Source organism: Mesobacillus sp. (genome assembly GCF_049588175.1).
Classification (GTDB): Bacteria; Bacillota; Bacilli; order Bacillales; family Cytobacillaceae; genus Mesobacillus.
Genome location: NZ_JBAVFI010000002.1, coordinates 1 through 10,631 on the forward strand (window position 1 = coordinate 1; position 10,631 = coordinate 10,631).

Genomic DNA, 10,631 nt, shown 5'->3' on the forward strand with positions numbered 1-10,631 from the left:
GTCTAGGCCTTGGAATCCATCAAATTCTGTTTGATAAACTGACAGGTGACTATTATTGCCGTTATCGCGACCAAGAAGGCATAAACAAATTAACGAAATTCGACAGCCTTGAAAAGTTGATGAAAAAGGTTTTCCATAAACGGAATCTTTCGCACATGATTGTCCAGCAGGGAATAAGCCTGCTCAGATCCGAGAAAAGGCTGATCGATTTCCGAGTTCATACAAATAAAGATGAATACGGAAAGTGGCAGGTAGCCGCTATCGCTGCAAAAATTGCCGGACAAGGAAGCGTTACAACACATGTAAATAATGGCGGGGTCGTAAAATCTCTCGATGAACTATTTGAGAATAAAGACGAACGGGAGCTGTATGAAAAGCGGTTGTCGGAGGTTTCCTTGCTTCTTAGTTCAATCTTGGAAAAGAATATGGAAGGAATCATCGGGGAAATCGGCTTTGACCTCGGCATCGATAAATCCGGTAAGGTATGGATCTTTGAGGCGAATTCAAAGCCAGGCCGATCAATATTCAAGCACCCAAAGCTAAAGAACTTTGATTTGCTGACACGCAAGCTGTCTCTTTCATTCGGAATTTTCCTGGCAGAGAAAGCAATAACGGCCCCAGAGGAAATATTCAAATGATTCTCCGATTTAATTCAGATTCGAAAGAGTGGACGCATGAAGCCAGAGCTGATGAGAATATCAGCTTTGGCTTTAATAAAATCAAGGTTCCTGCTTCATCAGGTTCGCTGCCGGAAAATAGCCACCGATTTCTGTTAAATAACTTGAATGGAACCACCGGACCTTTGATTGGCATTATGACTGCCATGAGCAGGAAGCTGGCTCTGTCAGGCAATGGCCCCTTATTTCATGCCTTACAAGCAGAGGTTTCCAAAAGGAATGGAATGGTTGTTATATTTCCACCTGAAACACTGGTAAAGGATGCAATCACAGGCGTCACTTATTTACCTGATCAGCAGAAGTGGATCCCAATCAAGACCCCCCTGCCCCACCTTGTTTTTAACCGAATTCCTTTCCGTCACGCAGAACAACAGCCCGCATTCACTGATGCCGTTAAATACCTTTCTGCACTTGGGATTCCATTTTTCAATCCAGCTTTTATCAATAAAAATAAATTGTACTCATTATTTTCAAGGCATTCGCAATTACGCGATTTAATGCCAGAAAGCATCGCCATTAAATCAATGATCCATTTAGCAGCATTTCTTGAAAACCATCGCGGACTTTATTTGAAGCCAGCATCTTCCTCAAAAGGCATTGGCATCTTTCGCATCCGGGAGTGGAATAGCGGGAAAATCGAATTTTTCAGCCATTCATACCAGCATATTTATCCAAGCATGAAGGAATTATGGAAAGTGAAGGGCAGGCAGCTTATAAAGCATGAATATATCGCCCAAAAAGAAATTTTCCCTGCCGCCATCGACGGTAAAAGGTTTGATTTCAGGGTTCATGCCCATGATGGACCGAATGGCTATGAAGTAACCGGGATTGGAATCCGCCAGTCCCAAAAGCAGGATTTAACGACTCACCTTCCAAATGGAGGAGTTATACTGCCCTATGTGAATCTCAGAAATGAAAAACACGATCAATTCTTTTCATGGGTAGTCAAACAAATAGGACAGCTGCTAACAGATGAACTCGGCTACTTCGGGGAATTCTCCCTTGACGCTGGGATATCAGAAAGCGGCGAATACGTAATCTATGAAGTAAACTCCAAACCAATGAGCTTCGACGAACCCCACATAGAACAAAAACGAATCACCGCACTCGTTAACCTCTTCTTCAGGAAAACAGGCTTTCAACCCCCTGCGCTGTAACGCGGTAAACCATTGGGGGTCTGACCCCCGGCACTGTAACGCGGTGAACCGCTGGGGGTCTGACCCCCGGTGCGGTGATGCTTTTATGCGCTATTGTGTTATATAATAGTGATAACAGAATTTGTTCAGGGGGATCATTTGTGATTACACATTTTCAGTTTAAGCCATTGTTTGAGAATAAGGATATGCCGGGCTGGCATTTTTCATTTTATTTCAAGAAGCAGAAATACACGGGGATTTACCAACCTAATGGGGATATTGAATGGTCTTCGTGTCAGCCATCGACAGAATTTGCAGACGCTCTTAAGACTCAAATCCATGAACTTATGCTCTTTCATGTTTATGATAAATAAGTTGGTGCAGGAGATGTATGTTTATCCTGTCTTTCCGGAATTCTAAGCGTAAAAGCCTTGAAGGAGGACATTATGAAAGATAAACGTGATAAACAGTTCGCAGATGATTTACAAAATGAAGGACGGGACAAGGTATATGTCGATGTCGACCGGATGATTAATGAGGGCATGGCGGGAGGCCACGTTTTCCGTAGCGAGAGCATGCCTAATATAGAGGAAAGCCGTGACTTGTATCCCGAAGACCCTCCAAATGAGTAAGGGGCTTGCATATATTTTGTCACCTTCGCAATCCAAAGCAAAAACAGCCGGAACAAAAGAAGACACCGCATCCACAGAGGATGCTGGTGTCTTATCTGCTTTTTACAATCATGTTTACTGCTTCTTTTATAGCTTCATCGGCATCTTTGCCTTCGTTTGCTGCTTCAGTAATGCAAGATTCAAGATTCTTTGCAACGATAAATCCAATTGCACGGTCTACTGCAGATCGAACTGCTGACAGTTGGGTTACAACGTCCTTACAATGGTTTTCTTCTTCCATCATCCGGATGACTCCGCGCACTTGGCCTTCTAAACGCTTTAAGCGATTTTTCATTTCTGCTGTGTATTCCATTTTCGTACACCTCTTCCTCTTACGGTACCCCGTATTGTATCTATTATACCAATATTTTTTCCTTTTTTCTACCAAAAACAGCCTTATGGCTATTTAACAATTGAAGACTACTCCTGTTATAATAAAAGAAAACTTATCTTTTATCAATTTAAACCTGAGGATACTTATATGATTAATAAAATATTAGCCTATTTCCCTAATTCTGTCACGCAGGATTTTCCCCCAGCTGATTCATCAAATTACTATTGGTTTAACGAAAATCAAGATGACAAACTTTGGCTCGGCATCCCTAAAACAGATTTGTCCGCCAGCCAGCTCGAACTTCTAAGCATTCTTTTTCAGATTGCTGAAGAGAAAAAAACATCCATTCTATCTGGCGCTGCTCATAATTGGCACCAGTTCCTGTTTCACGAGGGAAAAATCCCTTTAACTAACTCCGATGAAGTAAGATTCATCCAATTCCAATTTCACGCAAAGGAGATTGACCGAGATGAAATCTCGGAGGCGTTACATGGTTTTTTCCCTGACCACATCATCATCTGGCTGCAAGAGTCATACGGATTAATAGTGGAAGAAAGAAAAGAAGTTTCAGAAACAGCGGATGAACTTGAATCCATTTGCTCCACATTTGAAAGTGACTTTTTTATCAAATTGTCTTTTTATATAGGTAAATTCAATAAAGTCACTGCACAGCTTCGAGAATTTTTCTCGATCGAAAAGCAGCTATTCATGCAAGCTACGAATCACAATACTAGGAATCATGTATATACCTTTGAAAAAATATTCCCGATTTTACTTGCCTCAAGCATGCCCGACGAGCTTAAAGCGATCCTTGAGACATCTGTACTTGAAGCCTTTGAAGAAGACAGAGAATTGATGTCGACAATCAAAGTATTCCTTGAAAGCAATTCAAATGCTTCCCTTGCTGCAAAAAAACTTTATGTCCACCGCAATACATTGCAATATAGGATGGACAAGTTTATGGAAAAAACCGGGGTTCATTTAAAAGATTTCGACACTGCGGTAATGGTCTACCTTGCATGCCTTTATGAAGAAATGCGGTAGATTATGATATTTTAACAAAAGAAACTTTGCATTTCTAATAGTGAATGTAAAAACATTAATACCTAATTGAACAGATTGCATAAAACGTTTACATTTCCATTTGAACACATTGCATAAAAGGGCTTACATTATTTTTGTGCATCCTGCCGATGATTAATACCCTCCCTTTCCGCTAAACTGTGTATTGTAGACAAACACTCAGGGAGGCTTTAAAAAATGGCCGAGTTAAAATTAGATCACATTTATAAAATTTATGATAACAAAGTAACTGCTGTAGAAGATTTCAACCTTCATATTCAGGATAAAGAATTCATCGTTTTCGTTGGACCATCAGGCTGCGGTAAATCTACGACACTTCGTATGATTGCTGGTCTTGAAGAAATTTCAAAAGGCGACTTCTATATCGATGGCAAGCGCGTGAACGACGTTCCTCCAAAAGATCGCGATATCGCAATGGTTTTCCAGAACTATGCGCTTTATCCTCATATGACTGTATATGATAACATGGCTTTCGGATTGAAGCTGCGTAAGTTCCCTAAGGACGAGATCGATCGCCGCGTTAAAGAAGCTGCTAAGATTCTTGGTCTTGAGCCTTACTTGGATCGTAAACCAAAGGCACTTTCTGGTGGTCAGCGCCAGCGTGTTGCTTTGGGCCGCGCGATCGTTCGTGATGCTAAGGTATTCTTAATGGACGAACCTTTATCAAACCTTGACGCAAAGCTTCGTGTACAAATGCGTGCGGAAATCGCAAAACTTCACCGCCGTTTGAACACAACTACGATTTACGTAACGCATGACCAGACTGAAGCGATGACAATGGCAACACGTCTAGTAGTCATGAAGGATGGAGTAATCCAGCAGGTTGGAGCTCCGAAAGAAGTTTACGAAAACCCAGAAAACGTCTTCGTTGGCGGTTTCATTGGATCACCTTCCATGAACTTCTTTACTGGTAAACTTGAAGAAGGCAAGTTCACAGTCAATGACTCTTCAATCGCAATTCCTGAAGGAAAAATGAAAGTTCTTCGCACTCAAGGTTATGTAGGAAAAGATATCATCATGGGTGTAAGACCAGAAGATCTTCATGATGAGCCAGTTTTCATCGATGCTTCTCAAGGTGCTACTGTAAAAGCAACTGTAGAAGTATCTGAACTTACAGGTGCTGAAACAATGATTTATTCTCAATTTGCTGGCCAGGATTTCGTAGCACGTGTTGATTCCCGCACTGATGTTACTCCAGGACAGGTAATTGAACTAGCATTTGACATGAACAAGGTTCACTTCTTTGACGCAGATACAGAATTTAGAATTCGTCCATAATAGGACACTTAAAAAAGCAACTCCAACTTATGTTGGGGTTGCTTTTTACCTTTTCCAGAGCCTATTCTTTTATCAAAAATACCTTGCCGTGTCCGCAATTTGAGCATTTGAACAGATGCGGGCATTCCTCTTTTGCAAAATCAACCGGATATCCATCTTCAAGCTTCATTTGGTCTATTGGCATATACGGGCTATAATCATCATAATAGTCAGCTTCTCTGCCTGTATTCTCCATGCTGCCACTACAATCGGGACAAACGGGAGTCATTTCGCGGAAACCGTTGCAAAGCGGGCATATCCCCATTTCATCAGTCCTTTCTGCCTTCTGTTATCGATAGTTTATGTTGTAAGGTCTGTTCGTAAACAAAAAAGCTAAAGCGATTAGGCTTTAGTGGTTGAAACATTCCTTAAATAACAACCACTCGAATATCTCATAGAAAAAACTATTTTCAGAAAGAATCATTGGAATTAATTACCTGATATTCGACAGGAATAAACTTTTTCAAACAAAACATACTAGTTATTAATAAAACAGCAACAAAAACAACGCAGCAACAACAAGCGGCAAAAAATATTGGGTTAAGCCATAGAAGGCAGCAAATCGTGCGCGCCGGTGCAATCCCGGCTAACCCAGCCATTCTCCCTAATATGGGTTAAACCAGGCGGCATGGCAGCAGCCATGAATTGGTTCGATTCCAAACTAACCCAAAATACAACTTTGAAAAACACGAAGGAGGAAACAATAATGGCTAGAAGTAACAACTCTAATCAATTAGTCGTTCCTGGTGTTCAACAAGCTCTTGATCAAATGAAGTACGAAATCGCAACAGAATTTGGCGTACAGCTTGGTGGAGAAACTACTTCACGCGCTAACGGTTCAGTTGGTGGAGAAATCACTAAGCGTCTTGTACAAATGGCTGAGCAACAACTTGGCGGTTTCCAACGCTAAATTGCAGTAAACAATAAAATAGAATGGCTTAGGCCCCCTTTTATAAGGGGGCCTCTTAATTTGTTTACTGAACAAATGGTTATATCATTTTCTCCGGCTTAACCCACTCATCGTATTCCTCTGATGTCAAATAACCGCTTTTTATAGCAGCTTCCTTTAATGTCGAATTTTCCTTGAAGGCAAGTTTGGCGATTTGGGCTGCTTTTTCATAGCCAATATGCGGATTCAATGCGGTAACAAGCATCAGTGATCGTTCCACATGCCCTGCAATCACTTCAAGATTCGCTTCAATACCTTCTGCACAATTGTCATTGAACGACCTCATTCCATCTGCCAAGAGCCTGGCGCTCTGAAGAAAGTTATAAATAATGACAGGTTTAAATACATTCAATTCAAAATTGCCCTGACTGGCTGCAAAACCAATCGTGGCATCGTTGCCAAACACCTGGGTCGCTACCATTGTAAGTGCTTCACTCTGAGTTGGATTGACTTTCCCTGGCATAATGGAGCTTCCCGGTTCGTTAGCGGGAATGAATAGTTCCCCAATGCCGCTCCTTGGTCCGCTTGCAAGCCACCTGACATCGTTCGCGATTTTCATTAAATCTGCTGCCAATGCTTTCAAAGCTCCATGTAAAAAAACAAGTTCGTCATGTGATGTCAATGCCTGGAACTTATTCGGTGCAGAATGAAATGTCTCATCCATTTGTTCAGATAGCTGCTTTGCCATTTCGACACCAAAATCCTTGGGGGCATTGATTCCTGTCCCTACAGCTGTACCGCCAATTGCCAAATCGCGGACATACTTCAGCCCTTCGGATATCATACGTTCGTTTTTCTCAAGCATCGCTCGCCATCCGCTGATTTCCTGGCTCAAAGTCAGTGGAGTTGCATCCTGCAGATGTGTCCTGCCTATTTTTATAACATTATTAAATTCCTGTTCTTTTTTCCTGAGTGTGTTTTTAAATAATTCAATCGCAGGCAGGACTTCGCCTGTCACTTTTTTCACAGCGGCAATGTGCATTGCGGTTGGGAACGTGTCATTCGAGCTCTGCGACATGTTCACATCATCATTAGGATGAACCTTGTCGTCTAACTTAGATTGTTCCAGCCATTCATTCGCTCTTCTAGCGACCACTTCATTAACATTCATATTAGATTGAGTTCCGCTGCCTGTCTGCCAGACTACAAGCGGAAAGTGGGGGTCGAATAGACCTTGAAGGATTTCGTCACAAGCAGCCGCGATTGCTTTTCCTTTTGCCTCAGACAGCCTGCCTGCATTTGCGTTCACTCTCGCAGCAGCCTTCTTGACTTCCGCAAAAGCATAAATAACCTCAAGCGGCATTTTTTCGGTACCAATCTTAAAATTTTGCTTGCTCCTCTGGGTTTGAGCTCCCCAATATTTATCTGATGGTACTTTGATTTCGCCAATTGTGTCTTTTTCAATACGATAATCTGACAAAACGATCCCTCCTCAACCTCATTATTATACTTATCAAAACTTTTAAAACATTTCCGCCTTTAGGATAACGTTTTTTCCGTTCATTTCCCAGAAATGTGCATCAAAAAAGCGGAAGCAGTGTGTAAAACTGCTTCCGCCTTTCATTATTTCTTTTTTCACTGATTGTTATGCCTTATGGTAAATTGCATAACCAATGAAATAGCCCAGGATCATGATGCTTGCAATGCTTAATGTTACCGTTAAGTCCGCCATGTTTAAATCCCCCCTGATTGATATGGTTAATTTATTTTAAAATTACCACATGATCACAGGAACCCAAGACGGTAAATCGTAACTTTTTGTGACAATGATGTAATAGGTATGGGGTTCTATAACACTGGGTGGCTTCAGCTCATTAACGAAAAAAGCCGCACCCCAACCAAGTGAGTGCGGCCATTTCATTATCCTGCCTTCACCTTGTTTCCAAGCTGAAGCTGATACATTTGATAGTACTTTCCTTTTAACTCCATCAACTGGTCATGATTGCCCTTTTCCACGATTCGGCCGCGGTCGAGAACAAGGATTTGGTCTGCATTCCGGATAGTGGATAGCCTGTGGGCAATGATAAAAGTGGTTCTTCCTTCTTTAAGGATATCCATCGCTTCCTGGATAATCGTTTCTGTTTCGGTATCGATGCTTGATGTTGCTTCATCAAGAATAAGGATTGCCGGGTCGAACGCAAGTGCCCTTGCAAAAGAAACAAGCTGCCGCTGTCCGCTTGATAATGTGCTTCCCTTCTCGATCACTGGCTCATCGAAGCCCTTTTCAAGATTTTTCAGCACCCGGTCTGCCCCAACACTCGCAAGTGCCTTCTCGACAGTTTCCCTTGAAATTTCTGGATGATCAAGGCTGACATTGGAGGCAATCGTACCTGTGAACAAAAACGGATCCTGCAGGACAATCCCCATATGCTTGCGAAGAGTCTGCCTTGGTACCTCGGCAATATCCATGCCATCGATGATGATTTTGCCTTCCTGTGGATCGTAGAATCTGAAAAGCAGATTCATGATCGAGCTTTTACCAGAGCCAGTATGGCCGACTAGTGCGACTGTCTCGCCCTGCTTTGCTTCAAAGCAAAGATCCTTCAGGACGTATTCTCCTTCTTTATATCCAAAGGAAACATGGTCAAATACAACGTTCCCTTTGTAGCGAGGAATTTCCTTCTCACTGACATCGATTCCAACCTCATCCATCAGGTTAAAAACGCGCTCTCCTGCTACAAGAGCCTGTTCCAGGTTTGCCAGCTGATTCACGATTCCCTGAATTGGATTAAACAAGCGGTTGATATAATCAACAAATGCGTACAGTACCCCCAGCGAAATCACTGATGACGGCTGCATAGCCTGCGACCCAAAGTACCAGATGAAGGCAACAAAAACAAGGTTCCTCAACACCTGTACAAGGTTATGTGAAGTGGTTGAATTAAGACTCAATAATTTATTTTGGAATGTGAAATGCTCATTATTAAGAGTTTCAAATTCTTGCTGTGTTTCTTTCTCCCGGCTGAAGGCCTGGATTATACTCATTCCCTGAATCGATTCATTGATCATGCCATTAATGTCACTGACACGCGAACGGATGACATGATTGTATTTAGATGCGTATTTGCGGTAAAGCTTCGTCCAGATGAACAGGATTGGCAATAACAACAAGCAAATTGCCGCCAGCTTCGCATTTAATATAAACAAAGCAATATAAATTCCGGTAATATAGATTAAACTCGTGAAGAATGTAGACAGCACGGTTACATATAATTCACGGATGGCCTCTGTGTCATTTGTAATCCTGGCAACAACTTTCCCCGCCGGGAGGTTATCAAAATATTGAATTGGAAGCCTTTGTATCTGCCCGAACACATCCTCACGAAGCTTCTGGATAATTCGGTTCGCTGACTTTTGCAGATAAAATCTTTGACCGTACTGAAATATTGAAGCAATTATCAGTAATCCAAAATAAAAAGCGAGAAGCTCAAAGATTTTAGGGATTTCTGGTTTGTAAAAGCTTAACAAATTATCGCCAGATAGAATCTCAGCTTCATACTGTGCAGCCTGCGATCCTTTATTAATCGTCAAAATCCCATCGCCATAGCTGCGCTTTCCATCAAATTCAATGTTGCCATCTACAAACACGAAATTCCTGCCTACCTGCAATATCCTTGCTGCTGAATCAGGCTCGGCATCACCTTCAGCTTTCGTATAATAGTTTCCATTGTATGCAACGGTGTCAGACCCTGGTTCAGTTTCATACCATACCGATTCGATTCCCAATATATGATCATCAATCATCTTCTTGGCGATAAACGGACCAGCCAAATCTGCGACAACTGCGACCGTAAGCATTGCAAGGGCAATGAAGATTATTTTTTTGTAATTTAAAGCGTATTGAAACAATCTTTTTCCAGTACTCAAATGGAGTGCACCTCCTCTTCGACTGCTTCCGCCTGCTGCCTGATATACTGCTCACTGTACCAGCCGTTCTGAGCCATTAATTGCTGATGCGTTCCTTCCTCGACGATTTGGCCGTCTTCAAGGACAACGATATGATCAGCGTGTTGAACTGCAGACATTCTGTGTGTCGTAATGATGGTTGTTTTTGCATTCCGCTCCCTGCGGATGTTATCAATGATTTTTTTCTCGGTCTTTGCGTCGACCGCTGACAGTGAGTCATCAAGAATCAATATTTCAGGATCCTTGATCAATGCGCGCGCAATTGAAATCCGCTGCTTTTGTCCTCCTGAAAGCGCGACTCCTTTCTCACCAACAAGTGTCTCCAAGCCTTCGGGCAACAGCTCCAGGTCCTTTCGGAATGCTGCAAGATCGATGATTTCATGCAGTTCTTTATCTGTCGCCAATGGGTTGCCAAAAAGGATATTCTCTTTTACCGTCCTGGAGAAAAGGATGTTTTCCTGAGGAACATATCCCATCCAGCTGCGTGTCTGCCTCAGGCTATGTTCCTGGATTGGCACTCCTGAAACGAGGAGATTTCCGCTGCCTTCAGGGTACTCC

Annotated in this window: 12 protein-coding genes; 7 read left to right on the forward strand and 5 right to left on the reverse strand. The window is 42.3% G+C overall.

What is annotated here, in order from left to right; all coding sequences use genetic code 11:
* The 4 genes from WB217_RS00010 to WB217_RS00025 form a co-directional block, all read left to right on the forward strand.
* Positions 1 to 638: YheC/YheD family protein (locus WB217_RS00010; RefSeq protein WP_423989444.1), on the forward strand; the 638-nt coding region annotated here is incomplete at its 5' end.
* The gene (locus WB217_RS00015; RefSeq protein WP_423989446.1) at positions 635 to 1,834 is read left to right on the forward strand and encodes a YheC/YheD family protein; all 1,200 of its coding nucleotides are present in this window, start codon (positions 635 to 637) and stop codon (positions 1,832 to 1,834) included. The genes WB217_RS00010 and WB217_RS00015, both read left to right, overlap by 4 nt.
* Before the next feature lie 140 nt (positions 1,835 to 1,974).
* Positions 1,975 to 2,187 carry a YheE family protein gene (locus WB217_RS00020; protein WP_423989448.1) on the forward strand — a complete coding sequence of 71 codons (213 nt, stop codon included), beginning with the start codon at positions 1,975 to 1,977 and terminating at the stop codon, positions 2,185 to 2,187.
* 72 nt (positions 2,188 to 2,259) lie between these two features.
* Entirely contained in the window at positions 2,260 to 2,445 is a 186-nt protein-coding gene (locus WB217_RS00025; RefSeq protein ID WP_423989450.1) for a hypothetical protein, read from the forward strand.
* A 91-nt stretch (positions 2,446 to 2,536) separates the two neighbouring features.
* Here the strand turns inward: WB217_RS00025 and WB217_RS00030 are convergent, their stop codons facing one another.
* The gene (locus WB217_RS00030) at positions 2,537 to 2,797 is read right to left on the reverse strand and encodes a metal-sensitive transcriptional regulator (protein ID WP_335378276.1); all 261 of its coding nucleotides are present in this window, start codon (positions 2,795 to 2,797) and stop codon (positions 2,537 to 2,539) included.
* Between the two features lie 168 nt (positions 2,798 to 2,965).
* Here WB217_RS00030 and WB217_RS00035 point away from each other — a divergent pair, with 168 nt between their 5' ends.
* Both WB217_RS00035 and WB217_RS00040 read left to right on the forward strand, forming a co-directional pair.
* Positions 2,966 to 3,862, forward strand: coding sequence for a PucR family transcriptional regulator (locus tag WB217_RS00035; protein ID WP_423989452.1), 897 nt, complete (start codon positions 2,966 to 2,968; stop codon positions 3,860 to 3,862).
* 216 nt (positions 3,863 to 4,078) lie between these two features.
* Complete coding sequence (locus WB217_RS00040; protein WP_423989454.1) at positions 4,079 to 5,179, forward strand: ABC transporter ATP-binding protein; 1,101 nt, start codon at positions 4,079 to 4,081, stop codon at positions 5,177 to 5,179.
* Between the two features lie 61 nt (positions 5,180 to 5,240).
* Here the strand turns inward: WB217_RS00040 and WB217_RS00045 are convergent, their stop codons facing one another.
* Complete coding sequence (locus WB217_RS00045; RefSeq protein WP_423989456.1) at positions 5,241 to 5,483, reverse strand: hypothetical protein; 243 nt, start codon at positions 5,481 to 5,483, stop codon at positions 5,241 to 5,243.
* Between the two features lie 441 nt (positions 5,484 to 5,924).
* Between WB217_RS00045 and WB217_RS00050 the strand changes: the two genes are divergently transcribed.
* Positions 5,925 to 6,128: a small, acid-soluble spore protein, alpha/beta type gene (locus tag WB217_RS00050; RefSeq protein WP_207499032.1), complete on the forward strand. Its 204-nt coding sequence runs from the start codon at positions 5,925 to 5,927 to the stop codon at positions 6,126 to 6,128.
* Between the two features lie 79 nt (positions 6,129 to 6,207).
* Here the strand turns inward: WB217_RS00050 and fumC are convergent, their stop codons facing one another.
* From fumC to WB217_RS00065, 3 genes are all read right to left on the reverse strand, one after another.
* Positions 6,208 to 7,587, reverse strand: a complete 1,380-nt coding sequence (fumC, locus tag WB217_RS00055; protein WP_423989458.1) for a class II fumarate hydratase — start codon at positions 7,585 to 7,587, stop codon at positions 6,208 to 6,210.
* 440 nt (positions 7,588 to 8,027) lie between these two features.
* Positions 8,028 to 10,034: an ABC transporter ATP-binding protein gene (locus WB217_RS00060; protein ID WP_423989460.1), complete on the reverse strand. Its 2,007-nt coding sequence runs from the start codon at positions 10,032 to 10,034 to the stop codon at positions 8,028 to 8,030.
* Positions 10,031 to 10,631: ATP-binding cassette domain-containing protein (locus tag WB217_RS00065; RefSeq protein ID WP_423989462.1), on the reverse strand; the 601-nt coding region annotated here is incomplete at its 5' end. The genes WB217_RS00060 and WB217_RS00065, both read right to left, overlap by 4 nt.

What these genes read in the sequence shown, in the direction of transcription:
- WB217_RS00015 (WP_423989446.1), top strand. Translation starts at nt 635, where the DNA reads ATGATTCTCCGATTTAATTCAGATTCGAAAGAGTGGACGCATGAAGCC.
- WB217_RS00045 (WP_423989456.1), bottom strand. Translation starts at nt 5,483, where the DNA reads ATGGGGATATGCCCGCTTTGCAACGGTTTCCGCGAAATGACTCCCGTT.
- WB217_RS00030 (WP_335378276.1), bottom strand. Translation starts at nt 2,797, where the DNA reads ATGGAATACACAGCAGAAATGAAAAATCGCTTAAAGCGTTTAGAAGGC.
- WB217_RS00035 (WP_423989452.1), top strand. Translation starts at nt 2,966, where the DNA reads ATGATTAATAAAATATTAGCCTATTTCCCTAATTCTGTCACGCAGGAT.
- WB217_RS00025 (WP_423989450.1), top strand. Translation starts at nt 2,260, where the DNA reads ATGAAAGATAAACGTGATAAACAGTTCGCAGATGATTTACAAAATGAA.
- WB217_RS00050 (WP_207499032.1), top strand. Translation starts at nt 5,925, where the DNA reads ATGGCTAGAAGTAACAACTCTAATCAATTAGTCGTTCCTGGTGTTCAA.
- WB217_RS00040 (WP_423989454.1), top strand. Translation starts at nt 4,079, where the DNA reads ATGGCCGAGTTAAAATTAGATCACATTTATAAAATTTATGATAACAAA.